The sequence below is a fragment of the Streptomyces odontotermitis genome (genome assembly GCF_050510915.1).
Lineage (GTDB): Bacteria > Actinomycetota > Actinomycetes > Streptomycetales > Streptomycetaceae > Streptomyces.
In genome coordinates, this window is the sequence record NZ_JBNJLS010000004.1 from 377,214 (window position 1) to 394,293 (window position 17,080).

Annotated in this window: 15 protein-coding genes and 1 tRNA gene; 6 read left to right on the forward strand and 10 right to left on the reverse strand. The window is 72.6% G+C overall.

The window, feature by feature from the left end:
- Nucleotides 1–224 precede the first annotated feature (224 nt).
- Complete coding sequence (locus ACQB60_RS15080) at nt 225–617, forward strand: anti-sigma factor antagonist (RefSeq protein WP_496926465.1); 393 nt, start codon at nt 225–227, stop codon at nt 615–617.
- A 30-nt stretch (nt 618–647) separates the two neighbouring features.
- Here the strand turns inward: ACQB60_RS15080 and ACQB60_RS15085 are convergent, their stop codons facing one another.
- Nucleotides 648–1,163 (reverse strand): lytic polysaccharide monooxygenase auxiliary activity family 9 protein, encoded by a 516-nt coding sequence (locus ACQB60_RS15085; protein ID WP_496926466.1) that lies wholly within the window; start codon nt 1,161–1,163, stop codon nt 648–650.
- A gap of 173 nt (nt 1,164–1,336) precedes the next feature.
- The gene (locus tag ACQB60_RS15090; protein WP_496926641.1) at nt 1,337–3,238 is read right to left on the reverse strand and encodes an ABC transporter ATP-binding protein; all 1,902 of its coding nucleotides are present in this window, start codon (nt 3,236–3,238) and stop codon (nt 1,337–1,339) included.
- Nucleotides 3,239–3,601: 363 nt separating this feature from the next.
- Between ACQB60_RS15090 and bglX the strand changes: the two genes are divergently transcribed.
- The gene (bglX, locus tag ACQB60_RS15095) at nt 3,602–5,749 is read left to right on the forward strand and encodes a beta-glucosidase BglX (protein WP_496926467.1); all 2,148 of its coding nucleotides are present in this window, start codon (nt 3,602–3,604) and stop codon (nt 5,747–5,749) included.
- Between the two features lie 22 nt (nt 5,750–5,771).
- Here the strand turns inward: bglX and ACQB60_RS15100 are convergent, their stop codons facing one another.
- From ACQB60_RS15100 to ACQB60_RS15115, 4 genes are all read right to left on the reverse strand, one after another.
- Nucleotides 5,772–6,644, reverse strand: coding sequence for a GNAT family N-acetyltransferase (locus ACQB60_RS15100; RefSeq protein WP_496926642.1), 873 nt, complete (start codon nt 6,642–6,644; stop codon nt 5,772–5,774).
- Between the two features lie 127 nt (nt 6,645–6,771).
- On the reverse strand, nt 6,772–7,848 hold the full coding sequence (locus ACQB60_RS15105; RefSeq protein WP_496926468.1) for a S1 family peptidase: 1,077 nt from the start codon (nt 7,846–7,848) through the stop codon (nt 6,772–6,774).
- 507 nt (nt 7,849–8,355) lie between these two features.
- Nucleotides 8,356–9,342, reverse strand: a complete 987-nt coding sequence (locus ACQB60_RS15110) for a YobF C-terminal domain-containing protein (protein WP_496926469.1) — start codon at nt 9,340–9,342, stop codon at nt 8,356–8,358.
- Nucleotides 9,339–10,253: a MerR family transcriptional regulator gene (locus ACQB60_RS15115; protein WP_496926470.1), complete on the reverse strand. Its 915-nt coding sequence runs from the start codon at nt 10,251–10,253 to the stop codon at nt 9,339–9,341. The genes ACQB60_RS15110 and ACQB60_RS15115 overlap by 4 nt, the downstream gene beginning before the upstream one ends.
- Nucleotides 10,254–10,477: 224 nt before the next feature.
- On the opposite strand from ACQB60_RS15115, the gene ACQB60_RS15120 reads away from it, so the two are divergent.
- Nucleotides 10,478–10,747: a hypothetical protein gene (locus ACQB60_RS15120; RefSeq protein ID WP_496926471.1), complete on the forward strand. Its 270-nt coding sequence runs from the start codon at nt 10,478–10,480 to the stop codon at nt 10,745–10,747.
- Nucleotides 10,748–10,750: 3 nt separating this feature from the next.
- Here ACQB60_RS15120 and ACQB60_RS15125 read toward each other — a convergent pair whose 3' ends face one another.
- Both ACQB60_RS15125 and ACQB60_RS15130 read right to left on the reverse strand, forming a co-directional pair.
- The gene (locus tag ACQB60_RS15125; RefSeq protein ID WP_496926472.1) at nt 10,751–11,818 is read right to left on the reverse strand and encodes a helix-turn-helix transcriptional regulator; all 1,068 of its coding nucleotides are present in this window, start codon (nt 11,816–11,818) and stop codon (nt 10,751–10,753) included.
- A 182-nt stretch (nt 11,819–12,000) separates the two neighbouring features.
- Nucleotides 12,001–12,786: a helix-turn-helix transcriptional regulator gene (locus tag ACQB60_RS15130; protein ID WP_496926473.1), complete on the reverse strand. Its 786-nt coding sequence runs from the start codon at nt 12,784–12,786 to the stop codon at nt 12,001–12,003.
- Between the two features lie 49 nt (nt 12,787–12,835).
- On the opposite strand from ACQB60_RS15130, the gene ACQB60_RS15135 reads away from it, so the two are divergent.
- The gene (locus tag ACQB60_RS15135; protein ID WP_496926474.1) at nt 12,836–13,300 is read left to right on the forward strand and encodes a DUF2000 family protein; all 465 of its coding nucleotides are present in this window, start codon (nt 12,836–12,838) and stop codon (nt 13,298–13,300) included.
- Nucleotides 13,301–13,390: 90 nt separating this feature from the next.
- Here ACQB60_RS15135 and ACQB60_RS15140 read toward each other — a convergent pair.
- A tRNA-Pro gene (locus ACQB60_RS15140) sits at nt 13,391–13,464 on the reverse strand.
- Between the two features lie 115 nt (nt 13,465–13,579).
- On the opposite strand from ACQB60_RS15140, the gene ACQB60_RS15145 reads away from it, so the two are divergent.
- Nucleotides 13,580–14,101, forward strand: a complete 522-nt coding sequence (locus ACQB60_RS15145) for a DUF309 domain-containing protein (protein ID WP_496926475.1) — start codon at nt 13,580–13,582, stop codon at nt 14,099–14,101.
- 106 nt (nt 14,102–14,207) lie between these two features.
- Complete coding sequence (locus ACQB60_RS15150; protein WP_496926476.1) at nt 14,208–16,301, forward strand: MDR family MFS transporter; 2,094 nt, start codon at nt 14,208–14,210, stop codon at nt 16,299–16,301.
- Here the strand turns inward: ACQB60_RS15150 and ACQB60_RS15155 are convergent.
- Nucleotides 16,298–17,047, reverse strand: coding sequence for a sulfite exporter TauE/SafE family protein (locus ACQB60_RS15155; RefSeq protein ID WP_496926477.1), 750 nt, complete (start codon nt 17,045–17,047; stop codon nt 16,298–16,300). The genes ACQB60_RS15150 and ACQB60_RS15155 overlap by 4 nt on opposite strands.
- Between the last annotated feature and the right edge of the window lie 33 nt (nt 17,048–17,080).

Below are 17,080 nucleotides of genomic sequence, written 5' to 3' on the forward strand. Positions count from 1 at the left end.
GGGTGAGGCCCCGGTGAGGCACAGACACGGGACAGGCACGGCACGGGTGAGGCACGGATGAGGCACGGCCGCGGGACCCCGGCGGGGAACACCGATGCACAGGGCTCCCGCCCCCTCCTCAACTCCCGTGCGTGACCGTACGCTTGACATCCCTGCCGCCCCTGCCCCCGGCGGCCCGGGCCGCCGTCACACTCCCCGGCGCGGGTCCGAGGAGTCCGACCGTCATGAGGGAAGTAGCCATGCAGGGGAGCGCATGGCCCATTGGGCAAGTCCGGATCGATGAGATCGACGGACTCTTCGTGATCGCGTTCCACGGCGACATCGACATCGCCGCCGCCGTCTGGATCCTGCCGGAGCTCGATGCCGCGACCGCCCCCGGCGGGCGGACCGTGGTGCTCGACCTGACCCCCGTGGAGTTCTTCGACTGCTACGCGCTGCGGCTGCTGTGCCGGGCCGAGCGGCGCGTGACCGAGCGGGGCGGGCGGGTGCTGCTCGCCTGCCCGCACCCCACCGTCCTGAAGCTGCTCAGAGCGGGGGGTCTGCTCGGCCGGTTCGCGCCGCTGCAGACCCTGGACCAGGCGCTGGCCGCCGCCGGTTGCGAGGAGGAGGCCGGGTGACCGAGGGGTCAGGACCCGACCTCCGTACGCCTAGCGGATGTTCACGTCGATGCAGGCGTAGAACGCGTTCGACGTGTCGCCGATGTTCCAGACGGCGAGCACCTTGTGGCGGCCGCTGAAGCTGCCCAGGTTGACCTGGTGGGTGACCGTCTGCGGCGGCTGCTGGTTGTGGCCGTCGATGGTGGCGACCTTGGTGCCGTCGACGAAGTACTCGTAGTTCAGGGTGCGGTGGCGGGCGGTGAAGGTCCAGGTGAACGCCTGGGTCCTGCTGACGTCGCTGACCTTCCAGCCCTTGCTGTCGTCGTTGAGCTCGGCGAACCGGCCGACGCCGCCGTTGCAGCTGCGCAGCCCCTTGGGGCCCTCCACGCTCTGCGGCTCGTACTTGATGTCGCCGCAGGACACCGTGCCGGCCGCGCACTGGGCCTGGCGGCTGGCGGGGGCGTTGACGTATCCGTGCGCGCTGGCCGCACCGGTCGGCAGGGTGAGGGCGAGGACCGGTGCCAGGCCGGCACCGATCGCGGCGGCTATCTTCCGTTTCTTGTCCATGGCTGACTCCTTCACGGCAGTGCATCGTGGGGGCGTGCGTGAAGTACCGGGGTGCGAGAGGGGTCGACGCACCCCGGGTGAACGGTCCCTGACGGACAGTTAGTCCAGACCATAGAGATTGGCGGGGTCCCGTCAAGGCCCCTTTCCGGCCATGGCCGCACGCCCCCCGACGGCTACGCGACCGCCTCCACGCCCTCCGGCTCACCCTCCGCGCTCTTCGCGAACTGCGTCCGGTACAGCTCCGCGTACCGCCCCTCGGCCCCGAGGAGCTCCTCGTGCGTGCCCCGCTCCACGATGCGGCCGTCCTCCACGACGAGGATCTGGTCGGCGGAGCGGACCGTGGACAGGCGGTGCGCGATGACCACGGCGGTGCGGTCCGCCAGGGCCTCGGCGAGGGCCTCCTGGACGGCGGCCTCCGAGGTGTTGTCGAGGTGGGCCGTCGCCTCGTCGAGGATCACCACGCGCTGGCGGGCGAGGAGGAGCCGGGCGATCGTCATGCGCTGGCGCTCACCGCCGGACAGCCGGTAACCGCGCTCCCCCACCACCGTGTCCAGTCCGTCCGGCAGCGAGGTGACCAGCTCTTCGAGGCGGGCCCTGCGCAGGACGTCCCACAGCTCGTCCTCGCTCGCGCCCGGCCGGGCAAGGAGCAGGTTGGCGCGGACCGACTCGTGGAAGAGGTGGCCGTCCTGGGTGACCATGCCGAGGGTGGCCCGCAGCGAGTCGGCCGAGGTGTCGCGCACGTCGACGCCGCCGATGCGGACGGCCCCCTCGTCGGCGTCGTACAGCCGGGGCAGCAGCTGCGCGATGGTCGACTTCCCGGCGCCGGACGAGCCGACGAGGGCGACGGTCTGGCCGGGTTCGGCGCGGAAGGACAGGCCGTGCAGGACCTCCGTGCCGCCGCGGGTGTCGAGGGACGCCACCTCTTCGAGGGAGGCGAGGGAGACCTTGTCGGCGGCCGGGTAGCCGAAGCGGACGTCGTCGAACTCGACGGCGACCGGGCCGTCGGGGATCGCGCGCGGCTCGGGCTTCTCCTCGATCAGCGGCTTCAGGTCCAGGACCTCGAAGACCCGCTCGAAGCTGACGAGGGCGCTCATGACCTCGACGCGCGCCCCGGCCAGCGCGGTCAGGGGCGCGTAGAGGCGGGTGAGGAGCAGGGCCAGCGAGACGACGGCGCCCGCTTCCAGGGTGCCGTCCAGGGCGAAGTAGCCGCCGAGCCCGTACACGAGGGCGAGGGCCAGGGCGGAGACGAGGGTGAGCGCGGTGATGAACGCGGACTGCGCCATCGCCGTGCGCACCCCGATGTCGCGGACGCGGCGGGCGCGCTCGGCGAACTCGGCGGACTCGTCGGCGGGCCGCCCGAAGAGCTTGACGAGGGTGGCGCCGGGCGCCGAGAACCGCTCGGTCATACGGGTCCCCATGGCGGCGTTGTGCGCGGCCGCCTCCCGCTGCAGGCGCGCCATGCGGGAGCCCATGCGGCGGGCGGGGATCACGAAGACGGGCAGCAGCACCAGGGCGAGCAGGGTGATCTGCCAGGACAGGGTGAGCATCACGGCGAGGGTCAGGAGCAGCGTGACGAAGTTGCTGACGACGCCGGAGAGCGTGTTGCTGAACGCGCGCTGGGCGCCGATCACGTCGTTGTTGAGGCGGCTGACGAGCGCGCCGGTGCGGGTGCGCGTGAAGAACGCGACGGGCATGCGCTGCACATGGTCGAAGACGGCGGTACGGAGGTCCAGGATCAGCCCCTCGCCGAGGTTCGCGGAGAGCCAGCGGCTGAGCAGCCCGAGCCCGGCCTCGGCGAGCGCGATCACCGCGATGAGCACGGCGTACCGGACGACGAGGGCGGGCTCGGCACCCGAGACGATCGCGTCGACGACGTTGCCCGCGAGGATCGGCGTGGCGACGGCGAGCAGCGCGGTGGCCACACCGAGCACCACGAACTGCCAGATGCGGCGGCGGTGCGGGCGGGCGAAGGCCGCGATGCGGCGCAGGGTGGCGCGGGCCCCCAGCTTGAAGACGCGACGGTCCTGCTGGGCGGTCATCACGCTGTGCAGCTGGGTCCAGGCGGTGGTTTCCATGCTCATGGAAGGAACCGTAGAACCTCAAGCAATGTTGAGGTCAAGGGAATCAGGAAACAGGTCACGAACCTGCGGCCGAAACGACAGCCGCCACCTGCGACACGCCTCTTGACCCACCTGTAACAGGAACATAGTTTCGCTTCAATTCTTGTGCACTGCACGGCAGTTGACGGTGTTCCGAGGCGAGAAGGCGAAGGCATGCGAGAGATACGACGGCGTACTCTGCTGTCCGCGATCGGCGGCACGGCCGCCGCGGGGGGCTTGACCGGCACCGCTCTGACAGGGACCGCTGCGGCGGATCCCGGGTCGGCGGCGGAGCACCCTGCGACCCGGGACCCGAATGTGCGAAAACTGCTTGAGCGTATGACAGTTGAAGAGAAGCTGGGCCAGCTCCAGCAGCTGAACTGGGCCGTGAGCACCGGGCCGGGCGGCAGCGAGACCAAGGACGTGGAGGACGCGGCGCGCGCCGGGCGGCTCGGCTCGGTCCTGAACATCTTCGGCGCCGAGAGCAGCAACGCGCTGCAGCGCATCGCCGTCGAGGAGTCCCGGCTCGGCATCCCGCTGCTCTTCGGCCTGGACGTCATCCATGGCCTGTGGACCACCTTCCCGATCCCCCTCGCCCAGGCGGCGAGCTTCGACCCGCAGGTCGTCGTCCAAGACGCCCGGGTGTCGGCGAAGGAGGCCCGCTCCAACGGGGTGCACTGGACGTTCGCGCCGATGATGGACGTCACGCACGAACCGCGCTGGGGCCGCATCGCCGAGGGGCACGGCGAGGACCCGTATCTGACGGCGCGGTTCGCGGCGGCCAAGGTGAAGGGGTACCAGGGGGCCGGGGACGGCTCGGGACTCGCCTCGAAGGACCGCATCGCGGCGTGCGCCAAGCACTTCGTGGCGTACGGCGGAGCCGAGGGCGGGCGCGACTACAACACGGTGGACGTGTCGGAGTCGCGCCTGCGCAACCTCTATCTCCCGCCGTTCAAGGCCGCGTTGGACGCGGGCGTCGCCACGGTCATGGCCTCGTTCAACACGGTCAGCGGCGTCCCCGCGCACGGCAACCCGCACACCCTCACCGACGTGCTCAAGGACGAGTGGGGCTTCAAGGGCTTCGTCGTCAGCGACTGGAACGGCGTCGACGAGATGATCGCGCACGGCTTCGCCGAGGACGGCGCGGCAGCGGCCCGCCTCACCCTGAACGCGGGCGTCGACATGGAGATGGTCAGCACGCACCTGGCCGAGCACGGCAAGAAGCTGCTGAGCTCCGGGAAGATCAGCGAGCGGCGCCTGGACGACGCGGTGGCCCGCATCCTGGAGCTCAAGGTCCGCCTCGGCCTCTTCGCGCACCCGTACGCGGACGAGGACGCGGCCGTCGACGAGCCGACCACGGAGGCGCGCGCGGCGGCCCGCGAGACGGCGGCCCGCTCGATGGTCCTGCTCCGCAACGAGCCGTCGAAGAGCGGCGCCAAGGTGCTGCCGCTGAAGGCGGGTTCGGGCTCGATCGCGGTCGTCGGCCCCTTCGCCGACTCCGGCGACCTCCTCGGCACGTGGGCGTTCACGGGCGCGGTGAAGAAGTTCCCCTCCGTGAAGATCCTGGACGCCGTGAAGCGGGCGGCGCCGGACGCGAAGGTGACGCACGCGCAGGGCGTCGACGCCGAGGGCAAGGACACCGGCGGCATCCCGGAGGCGGTGGCCGCGGCCAGGGCGGCGGACGTCACCGTCGTCGTGGTGGGCGAGCCACCGGCGATGAGCGGCGAGGCGGCGGCGCGCAGCGACATCTCGCTGCCCGGCGCGCAGGAGAAGCTGATCACGGCCGTCGCGGAGACCGGCAAGCCCTTCGTGGTCGTCCTCGTCAGCGGCCGCCCGCTGACGACCGGCGACTGGCTGGACTCGGCCCCCGCGGTCCTGGCCGCCTGGCACCCCGGTGTCGAGGCCGGGAACGCCGTCGCCGACGTCCTGTTCGGCGAGGTCAACCCCGGCGGCAAGCTGCCGGTCTCCTTCCCGCGCACCGTCGGCCAGATCCCGATCCACTACAACCACGAGAGCACGGGCCGCCCGTACGCCCCCGACAACAAGTACACGTCCAAGTACCTGGACCTGCCCCCGGACCCGCAGTTCCCCTTCGGCTTCGGCCTGAGCTACACGAGCTTCACCGTCGGCGAGCCGAGGCTGAGCCGGGCGAGCGTGTCCGCGCGCTCCCTGCGCAAGGGCACGACGGTCGAGGTGTCGGTCGAGCTCACCAACTCCGGCGACCGCGCGGGCGACGAGGTCGTACAGCTCTACATCCACGACCTCGCGGCCGGCATCGCCCAGCCCGTGCGCAGACTGCGCGGCTTCGAGCGGGTCTCCCTCGACGCGGGCGGGTCGACGACGGTGCGCTTCCGCCTCGGCGCCGAGGACCTCGGGTTCTGGACGAACGCCACGGACGGCGAATTCCTCGTCGAGGAGGGCGCGGTGGACGTGTACGTCGGCAACAGCTCGGAGGCGAAGGCGAAGACGCGGCTGACGATCACGTGAGCCGCGGGAAGGCTCCGGGGTCTCAGCCCAGCTCCAGGGTCGTGACCCCGAAGACCTTCTCCTGCGCGAACTCCCGCACCGGGCCCGTGTACATCCGCGCGGTCTCGAACACCGGCTCGAAGCCGCGCTGTTGGACCAGCGCCACCGCCTCCGCGTGCGGCTCGGGCACGTCGATCATGACGAGCCCGCCGTCCTCGGAGGCGGTCAGCGCGTCGAAGAGCGCCTCGGCGTCGGCCCGGGTGTCCGCGAACAGCGGACCGATCTTCACCCCTTCGTCCGCGGGCCGGGCCACCCCGTACCCGGTGACCCGCCCGTCGACGACCCGGACCAGGGCCCGGTGCCCGGGTGCGCCGAGCCACGCCTCCACGAAGTGCGGCCGGTCGGCGGGGTAGCAGGCGCTGTCGTACGCGGTGACGGCGGCACGCTCCACGGAGTCCACGGGCAGCACATGCCGGCGCGGTCCGGCCGCGCGCCCCTCCCCCGCCGGGACCCGCCCCGCGAACCGCAGCGTGCGGTGGACGAACTCGAACCCGGAGCGCCGGTAGTTGTCCTGCTGGGCGACGACGCCGTCCAGCCCCACGGTCCGGTCCCCCGCGTGTGCCAGGGCGGCCTTCCAGGTGGCGTGGCCGTGGCCGCGCCCCCGCCGATCGGGCCGGACCAGGTAGAACCCGAGAAAGGCGTACCGCTCCCCGTAGTTGACGACGGAGATCGCGGAGACCGGCTCGCCGTCGACCCGGCCGAGGAAGAACCCCTCGGGGTCCTGCGCGAAGAACGCGTCCGCGTCCCGCAGCCCGGGGTTCCACCCCTCACCGGCGGCCCACCCCCTGACCACGGTGTTCCAGTCGTCGAGGCTCGCGCGCGAGACGGTGAGCTGTCCGGAGGCCGCTGGCCGCATCCCTGTGCCCTTCTGTCCGTGGTTCACGTCAGGGCCATCCTCTCCGACGCGGACGGCTCCCACACGGACGAGGGGTGCGTACGCCAGGCGTACGCACCCCTCAACGACTGCCGTGCCTCATGGGCGATCAGGGAAGCTGCGCCCCGTACTTCGCGAGGGCGTCCGTGACCGGCTGGAAGAAGGTCTGGCCGCCGCCCGAGCAGTCGCCGCTGCCGCCGGACGTGAGACCCAGCGCGTCGCTGCCGGAGAACAACGAGCCGCCGCTGTCGCCCGGTTCGGCGCACACGTCGGTCTGGATCAGGCCGTTCACCGTGCCCTGCGGATAGGTGACGGAGGCGCCGACCGCCTGGACCGAGCCGTCGTGGACCTGGGTGGTGGAGCCGCTGCGCTGGACCTGGTCGCCGACGACGGCCTCGCGGGCGCCCGAGATCTGCTGGGCGCTGCCGTTGTAGAGGTCGACCTCGCTGGGGTGCGCGACGTCGGCGGTGTACTTCACCAGGGCCGAGTCGGTGCCGGGGAACTCGTAGTCCTCGACCTCGCCGATGACCGGGCCGCCCTGGGTCTCGGACCAGCTGGTCCCGGCGAGCGCGGCGCAGTGGCCGGCCGTCAGGAAGTACGGCTGGCCGCCCTTGGTGACGTTGAAGCCGAGCGAACAGCGGCCGCTGGAGCTCCAGATGGCGTCGCCGCCGGAGATGAGCGGCTGGAACGTGCCCGCGGTGCGCTTGAGGACGGCCGCGCCCTTCTGCGCGGCGACGTCCTTCTTGAGCCGGGCGAGTGCCGCGCCCTTGACGGTGCTGTCGGCGGTGACGACGACCTTGTTGGTGACGGGGTCGACCGCGCGTGCGGTGCCGGGCACGGCGGCCCTGCCGAGCTCCGACTTCACCGCGTCGAGCCGTGCCTGGGTGTGCTGGACGAGGCTGGCCTCGGCGCCCGCGGCGCGCACCCCGGCGATGTCCGCCCGGTCGACGACGTTGACGACGAGCTTCTTGGCGGCCGCGTCGTAGTAGGCGCCCGCCGCGTCGCCCTTCAGGCCCTTGGTGAGGGTCTCGGCGAGGGCACTTGCCTTGGCGGAGCTGAGGCGGTCGGGGGTGGGCCGGGGAGCCGCCTGGCTCGTGTTCGCCAGGGTGAGGGTGCCCGCGGTCAGGGCGACCACGCCCGCTGCCGCCGCGATCAGCCGCCGCTTGCCCGCTCGTTGGTGTCTCACTCAGTACCTCCATGGGGGGTGGGAGGCACACGGCTCCGCGCGGCCTCCGGGGAGTTACCTGACATGAGCAATGCACTCGCCGGGCGCGATCGCGTCCATGACAAGTGACGGCGCTGAGTATGGCCGGGTCTCCGCGCGCCCACAAGAGCCGGTATTACGCCAACACGCCGAGGGCAGAAGGCAGTTGATGAGTCATGGGTGACGAGGCCGACTGGTCCTCACGGTGGATGGCGCGTCCGTCGTCGAGCGGGGGCGTGCGCATTTCGCGCGCCGGGCTGAGGTCGTTGAACGCGGGGGCCGCGCCTGACGTATCAGCCGATGTCGGCCCGCGCAGGGGAGAGCACGGGCCGGTTGCCGGGCGGGGGACGGGGACGTGGCCGGACGGGGGTCAGCCACGTCCCCGCGCCGCACGCGGGACGAGGAGTGCGGAGGAGAGGAGTGCGGAGGAGAAGCGCGGACGAGGAGCGCGAAGCCGCCGCTCGACGTCAGATCTCGGTCAGCGCTCCGTCAGCACTCGGACAGCGCTCGTCGCAACCGCTCGTAGCCCGGGGCGAGTTCCCGCAGCGCCGCGCTCGTCACCCGGTCGTCGCCCGTGACGACCGGGTACTGCAGCGCGCCGATGCCCCGCGCCAGCCAGGACGCCGCAGCCGACGCCTCGCCGAGGCTCAGCCGGGCCAGGCAGTCGGCCGCGTCGCCGAGCCTGCGCGCCCCCAGGCGGATCGCGAAGTGGGCCAAGTGGGCGCGGACGCCCGGGTCGAGGCCCCGGTCCACCCACGCGGCCAGTTCCTCCAGCGCGGCGGCGCCGCCGAGGGAGCCGGCCGGCATCGGGCGGTCCGTGCGGCCCGCGAGCCAGGCCGCGGCGCCGGGCAGCGACGCCCGCAGCGCCTGCTCGTCCGTCACCTCGCGCCGCCGCGCGAAGCGGGTCCGCTGGACGTACGGGGTGTCCGTGTACGGGACCGACTCCGCCCGCCACGCGACGACGAACTCCCTTAGGGGGAGGGTCGCGTAGGGGTGGCCGTGCGGGTCGTGGAACAGCACGGTGTCGCCCTCCACGGCGAGCGCCACCACATAGTGGTCGCCCGAGCCGCCATACGCGGCCGGGGTGCCGGGCTGGTGGAGCAGCAGGCCCATGTCGACCGGGCCCACCAGGACGGGGCCCTCGGCGCAGGAGGCGCGCAGCCGGTCCTGGGCCTCCTCGTGGGTGCCGCCCGACACCCGCGCGCACGTCCAGCCGAGCAGGTCGACGGCATCGTCGAGGCCGACCTCGGGGTCCCAGCCGTAGGGGTCGAAGAACGGCAGCGTGCCGCCGACCAGTCCGACGCCGAAGGCCGAGCCCGTGAGGGTCTCGACGACCGCGGGCGGGGGCGCGTCCGGGCCGAGCATCATCGCGAGGGAGTGGGCGTAGCAGTAGGGGCCGGAGCCGACGTAGGGCGTGTGCCCCGTGTCGTGGGCCGGCAGGAACCCGGTCTCCCGTGCGGGACTCGTGCGGGTCATGCGGTCGCCTCCTGGGTCCCCTGGGCCCCCTGCGCCTCTTGCTGCTCTTGCTGCCCCTGTGACGGAAGCGAGTCCTGCGACGAAGGCGGCTGAAGCGGCTGAAGCGGCTCCTGGAGTTCCGTCACCCACTGCGTACGGTCCGCGGGACAGGCCAGGGAGAGCTCGCGGGCGTACCCGGCGGAGCGGTGTCCGTGCTCGTCGATCCAGCGGGCCAGGGCCTGGGCGGTGGGCAGCACGTCGTCCATGGCGCCCCGGTGCACGATCGTGGCGGCGCGCTCGACGCCGGGCACGTCGACCATCCGCAGGCCCTCGATCTCCTGGACGTCCGCGGCGACCGGAAGCCCCGCGTGCACGATGATCTGCCCCGGCCGCGGCCCGTCCTCGTAGCGGGCGGTGCCCGGCCCGGCCGGAACGACGCCCGCGGCCTTCACCCGGCGCCCCACCTCCTCGAACAGCGGGCCGATGACAGGACTGATGTCCTGCGGCCCGTAACTCGCGGCGGTGCCGGTCAACTCGGCGAGCCGGACGGGTGGCAGGCTCTTCACCACGACGTCGTGGGTGGACATGGTTCCCTCGCTCTCCAGGGTGCGGAGCCTCACCTCGACCTGGTGCAGCCGGGCGGCCGCGGCGGCCCTCGCCGTCTCCAGGTCGGCACGGCGCAGCCGCAGCATCCCGCGCAGCGCCTCGGCGCTCACCTCGTCGTCGAGGATCGACCGGACCTGCTCCAGGGTGAAGCCGAGGTCCTTGAGCGCGACGAGGCGGTTGAGCCGGGCGAACTGCGCTGCCTCGTAGAAGCGGTAGCCGCTGGCCGGGTCGGTGCGGGCGGGGTGCAGCAGCCCGATCGCGTCGTAGTGACGCAGCATGCGGACCGACACCCGGCCGTGCTTGGCGAAGTCTCCGATGGTGAACATGACTCCTCCAGTGCAGGGCCTGACACGGTGTGAGGGTCAAGCGCGGTGTGCGGGCGAAGCGTGGCGGGCGGGTCGAGCACGGTGTGTGGATCAACCTTACGAAGGGCCCCTCGGCGACACGCCTGCCGTCGTGTGCGGCGGCCGACGACGGGGATTGTCAGTGGCGGGCGCCAGACTGGTCGGTTCGAGCAAGCATCGCCGAACCGAAGCAGGGAGTTGTCTCCATGAACGGCCTCACCCCTCCGCAGCACGCCGCGGCCCAGGCATACGTGCGGCTGCTCCAGTCCGTCCGCGCCGCCCTCGCCGACCCCGAGCACGCCGCCCGGGCCCTGCCGCTCCTCAACGCGCCGATGGCGGAGGCGGACGAGGCCCTGCACCGCGCGGGCCTGGCGGGCAACGAACGGCACCTGCTCGACCTCATCTACGAACTCCCGTGCCGGGAGCTGCCGATCCACGAGCTGCCGCTGCGACATCCGGCGGCCCAGGGGCACTGACCTCTAAGGGCTCAGGGAGGCCAGGAGTTCCTCCCTGCCGGTCACCCCGGTCTTGCGGTACACCGCCTTGAAGTGGTCGTTCACCGTATGCGGTGACAGGTCGAGGCGGCGCGCGATCTGCTTGACGGCGAGACCTTCGAGGGCGTGCTCGACGACCGTGCGCTCGCGCCCGGAGATCCCGTACCACTGGGCGAGCACGGGCAACAGGTCGGCGGTGGAGGCGGGTTGGAGGGTCACCACGACCGAGCCGCCGCCCTGCCCGCCCGCTCCGTCCGGCCCGCACTCAAGCGGCTGGGCCGTGAGGGAGAGCCACCCCAGCGGGGTGGGGGCGCGGGTGAGCGCGGCGGCCGCCGTGCGCCGCGCGGTGTAGGTGATGTGCCAGGCGAAACCGAAGAGTTCCTGGTCCCCGGCGGGCCCGGAGGGATAGACACCGGGCACGAGGCCGCGCGCGGCCTCACGGACCCCCGCGGTCACCCCGGTGATCGTGTCGTCGCCGCCGATGACGACGACACCGGGAGCGAGCGCGGGCGGGACCCTGCCGTGCCGGGGCCGCAGCGGCTTGTCGGTCACGTACCGCCGTACGGCCCGGGTGAGGGGCTCCGCGAGCTCGGCGGCGCGCGCGTTCTCTGCGGGCGAGAAGGGGCGGGAGCCGCGCTCGCGCAGCAGCACCAGCGTGCCCCAGAGCACGCCGCGCAGGCTGAGCGCGACGCACAGCTCGCTGCCGTATCCGTCGGCGGCCATGATCCCGTGCAGCCGACGCACCCCGGGCCGCTCGTCCTGCGCCCCGGCGCCGAGCACGACGGCCGGGCAGGCGCCGTGGACGAGTTCGGCGACGGGGCTGCGGGTGCGGCCGAGTGCATCGGCCCGGTCCATGCGGCGCCGGGCGCGCGAGTCATAGCTGTTCTCGCAGGCGAGGAAGCAGCGCGCGCCGGTGAGCGGGTCGTAGCCCGTGAGCAGATACCCGTCGTGCGGCAGGAGCCTGCCGAGGTGCCGGGAGAGTTCCGCGCCCAGTTCGCCCACCGTGTCCGCCCGCGCCCCCGCCTCCGGCACGGAGCGCGCGACCGCATGCACGGAACTCGCCGAACCCAGCAATCCCGCCGCACCCACTGCGCCCGTCGTTGCCGCTGATGACGCCGGTGTCGCTGAACCCACTGTTCCCACCCCCGTGACCGCGCGCCGAGTCTGCCACACACCGTCCAGTCAAGTCCGGCTATTTCCGGGCGACTTGGCGGCTTCGGACGACGGGGCGGCGCTCAGCGGAAGCGGCCGGGCGTCGTGCCCACGATCCGCTTGAAGTGCCGGTTCAGGTGCGACTGGTCGTAGAACCCGGCGTCCGCCGCCACCTGCCCGGGCGGCCGCCCGTCGAGCAGGAGCCGCCGGGCCCGGTCGACCCGGCGGGCCATCAGGTACTGGTGCGGGGCGATGCCGAAGGCGCCGCTGAACGCCCGGATCAGATGGGCGGGATGGGCGTTCAGGAGCAGCGCGGCCTCGTCGAGCGTGACGCCCTCGTGCAGCCGTGCGTCGAGGAGGTCCCGCAGCCGGTGGGCCACACCCCGGCCGGCCGCGCGCACGGGTGTGACGAGCCGGGGCCGCAGATGGGTGTGGAGCCGCTCCCGGATGAGGGCGAGCCTGCTCTGTGCCTCCAGTTCGTCGCCCCGGTCCGCGAGCGCGGTGTGCAGCTGCCCGACGCGGCGCCGCAGCAGCGGGTCGACGAGGTCGGGGTCGTCCACCGCGGGCCCGATGAGGCTCGCGTCGAGCTGGCTCAGGTCCAGATAGAGGACCCGCTTGCGGAAGCCGTGGGCGGTGGCGGGCGAGCCGTTGTGCGGCACCTGCGGCGGGAGCAGGGAGACGGTGTCGCCGGGGGTGCCGCGCTCGTGCCGGTCCAGGTCGTAGCGGACGGCGCCGTCATCGACGATGAGCAGCGTCCAGACGTCGTGGACGTGCATCGGGTACGCGTGCTCGGTGAAGTGGGCGTGGAAGACCTCCACGACACCCGGGACCTGCGGGCGCCACGCGGACACCTGCTCCCCGGCCACCATGCAAGGAATGTACAAGACGGTACGGGGGCCCGATCGGCAGTCTCGGGGCATGACCACCGACGACACCGCCGCCTCCGCCGCCTCCGCCGCCTCCGCCGCCCCTGTCCGCTTCGACACCAAGATCGCCGTGCTGCTGCGCTCCGACCTGGAGACCTGGCAGCGCCTCAACGTGACGGCTTTCCTGGTCAGCGGCCTGGGCTCAGAGCTGCCCGAGGTGATCGGCGAACCGTACGCCGACGCCGACGGCACCCCGTATCTGCCGATGTTCCGCCAGCCCGTCCTGGTCTTCGAGGGCACGAAGGAGACGCTGACGGCGGCGCACAGCCGCGCCCTCTCCCGCTCCCTGCCCCGGTCGGTGTTCACCTCCGACCTGTTCACCACGGGCAACGACCGCGACAACCGCGCCGCGGTGCGGGCGGTGCCGGGCGGCGACCTGGATCTCGTGGGCCTGGCCGTGTACGGGCCGCGCAACGCGGTGGACAAGGTGCTCAAGGGTGCGCGGATGCATCCCTGACGACGACAGGCCGAAGCACGCCCGACGGCAACAGAAAGAGGCCGCCCTCTCGAGCGGCCTCTGCCGTGCGGTTCTTCACCGACGTTTCCGTCGGGACGACAGGATTTGAACCTGCGACCCCTTGACCCCCAGTCAAGTGCGCTACCAAGCTGCGCCACGTCCCGGCGCGATCGGCGGTGGTGTTCCGCGTGATCGCGTACGCAGAACTTTACCCCACGTTCCCGGGTGCTCCGCCGCCCCGGGCACCGCCGGCGGCCGGGCCCGCGCGACAATCGCGGCATGAGTACTGCACCCCGAGGACGGGCCCGCGACCGTGACGCCGAGGGCCGGGCCCGCAACGCCCGGCCGCGCGACGGGCTCGGGCGGCCGCTGCCGTACGGGACGGACGGGGTGGCGCGGCAGCCGGAGGGCGTCGTGCGGACGCCCGCCGAGTCGGTCGAGGAGGCCCAGGCCCTGCTGGACGCGGGGCGCCCCTTCCACGCGCACGAGGTCTTCGAGGACGCCTGGAAGTCGGGGCCCGAGGAGGAGCGCGGCCTGTGGCAGGGGCTCGCGCAGCTCGCCGTGGGGCTCACGCACGGGGCGCGCGGCAATGCGACGGGCGGGGCGCGGCTGCTGCGGCGCGGGGCGGGCGCGGTCACGGCCTGGTGCGGGGCGGCGCCCGGCCGGGAGCGCCCCTACGGGATCGACGTGCCGGGCCTGGACGCGTGGGCGCGGGCGCTCGCCGACCGGCTGGAGGCGGACGAGGGTCCCGTGGACGCGGCGGCGCAGGCGCCCCGCCTCGCGGCGGACCAGGCCGGCTGAGCGCGCGGGCCGCGCCGGATCCGCACGCGTCACCGCTCTCTCCTGGTGCCGCCCGACCGGACGGGCCCCGCATGCACATGCCCGGGCCCGGTGTGAGGGTGGCCCTGTGACCACCACAGATGAGGCCGCTCCCGCCGGATCTGCCGGGCCCGCCGCCGAGGCGTCGGCGCCGCCCGTCCTGGACAAGCGGCGCCGCAACGTCGTCTTCGCGACGATCATGCTGGGGATGCTGCTGGCCGCGCTCGACCAGACGATCGTCGGCACCGCGCTGCCCACGATCGTGGCCGACCTCGGCGGGGCCGCGCACATGTCGTGGGTCGTGACGTCGTATCTGCTCGCGGAGACCGTCGCCACGGTCCTGGTCGGGAAGTTCGGCGACCTGTTCGGGCGCAAGGTGGTCTTCCAGCTGTCGGCGATCATCTTCATCACCGGCTCGTTCCTGTGCGGCCTCGCGACGAACATGACGCTGCTCATCGCCTGGCGCGCGCTGCAGGGCATCGGCGCGGGCGGGCTGATGGTGACGGCGATGGCGTTGATCGCCGACGTGATCCCGCTGCGGGAGCGCGGCAAGTACCAGGGTGCGATCGGTGCCGTCTTCGGCGTCGCGACGGTGATCGGGCCGCTGCTCGGCGGGCTCTTCACCGACCACATGAGCTGGCGCTGGTGCTTCTACGTCAACGTGCCCATCGCGATCCTCGTGGTCGCCGCCGCGGCCCGCACCATCCCGGTGGTGAAGTCGGTGGTGCGGCCCGTCATCGACTACCTGGGCATCGCCCTCGTCGCGATCGGGGCCAGCGCCCTGATCCTGGCGACGAGTTGGGGCGGCAACCAGTACGCGTGGGGCTCGGGCACCATCATCGGGCTCTTCGCGGGCGGCGCCGTCGCGCTCGCGCTGTTCTGCGTCGTCGAGACGCGGGCGGCCGAACCGATGCTGCCGATGCGGCTGTTCGCGAATCCGGTCTTCACCGTCTGCTCCATCCTCAGCTTCATCGTGGGTTTCGCGATGCTCGGCGCGATGACGTTCCTGCCGACGTATCTGCAGTACGTGGACGGGGACTCGGCCACGATCTCCGGCGTGCGCACGCTGCCCATGGTGGTCGGTCTGCTCATCGCGTCGATCTTCAGCGGCAACGTGGTCAGCAAGACGGGCCAGTACCGGATCTTCCCGATCGTCGGCGCGCTCGTCATGGGCGTCGGGCTCTATCTGCTGTCGCTGATGAAGAGCGAGACCAGCACGTGGCTGGAGTCGTTCTACATGTTCGTGCTCGGCGTCGGCATCGGCCTGTGCATGCAGGTCCTCACCATCGCCGTGCAGAACACCGTCGCGTACACGGATCTGGGCACCGCCACGTCCGGCGTGACCTTCTTCCGTACGCTCGGCAGCTCCTTCGGGACCGCCGTGTTCGGCACCATCTACGCCAACACCCTCAAGCCGAACCTCCAGGACGGGGTGCGGGCGGCCGCCGCGACCGGCACCGGCGACCCGGCGGCGATCGCCAGGGCGGCGCAGAGCCCGGAGGGGCTGCACACCCTGCCGAAGGCCGCCGCGGCACCGGTCATCAAGGCGTACGCGGACACGCTGCACACCGTGTTCCTGTGGACCGTGCCCGTGGCGCTCGTCGGCTTCGTGGTGGCGCTCTTCCTCAAGCAGGTGCAGCTGCGGGACAGCGCGCGCATGGGCTCCACGGACATGGGCGAGGGCTTCGCGCAGCCGTCGAGCGGGGACTCGGGGCGGCTCCTGGAGCGGGGCGTCGCCAACATCGTCCGCACCGTCGGGATGGGGACGGCGCGCTCCATCGTCAGCCGCTCCGACACGCGCCTGGACATCGCGGGCGCCTGGGCGGTGATGCAGGTCGCCATGTTCACGCGCATGGTCGGGTACGCGAGCCTCAACCTGATCGCGGACCGCCGCCGGGTGCCGCCCGAGGTCCTGGTGCCCGTCTTCGACCGCATGACGGACGAGGGCTATCTGACCCGTACCGGCACCTACTTCTCGCTCACCCCGGCCGGCGAGCGGGAGGCCCAGGTGATCGCCGACGCGTGGGCGGCGTGGCTGGGCGAGCAGGTCGAGAAGGACATCGGGCGCCCGGCCGGCAAGGAGCTGATGGCCGCGGTCGACGCCATCGCCAAGCGGCTGCTCGCGGAGGACCTGTCCGAGGGGCCGCCGCCCCCCAGGGAGCCCGTGGAGGCGGCCGCCTAGCGCAGCAGGAGCTGCAGGCCCCCGAGCACGGTCGCGCCGATCACCAGCTGTTCGAAGAGGCGCTGGTTGATGCGGTGCACACAGGCCCGGCCCAGGTACGCACCCGGCACGACGAAGAGCACGAGGGCCGCGTCCAGGAGCAGGGAGCGGCCGTCGATGAGGCCGAGGCCCACGCTGAAGGGCAGCTTCGAGGTGTTCACGATGAGGAAGAACCACGCCGAGGTGCCGAGGAAGCTGAGCTTCCGGAAGCCCGCCGAGAGCAGGTACATCGACATCACGGGGCCGCCCGCGTTGGCGACCATGGTGGTGAAGCCGCCGAGGACGCCGTAGGACGGGGCCTTCAACCGGCCGGCGCGCGGGCCGGGTTCGGGGTCCTCCTCCCGCCGGGCGGCGGCCCGGCGCCGCCACACCGTGACGGCGGCCATGAGCAGCAGGATGGCGCCGATCGACGTCCGTACAGCGGCGTCGTCGGCCCACATCAGGAACACCGTGCCGAGGACCACCCCGGCGCCCACGGCCGGGAAGAGCCGCCACAGGGTGGGCCAGTGGGCGTGCCGCCGGTAGGTGAGGACGGCGAGGAGGTCACCGGCGATCAGCACGGGGAGCAGCACTCCGGTGGACTCCCGGGCGGGCAGCACCGCGGCGAAGATCGCGAGGCTGACCGTGTTGGCGCCGCTGACGGCGGTCTTGGAGAAGCCGACGACCGCCGCCGCGGCGGCCAGCGCGGCGAATTCCCAGGGCGTCACGGGAGGGAGAGCGAGGGCTGTGGGGTGCATACC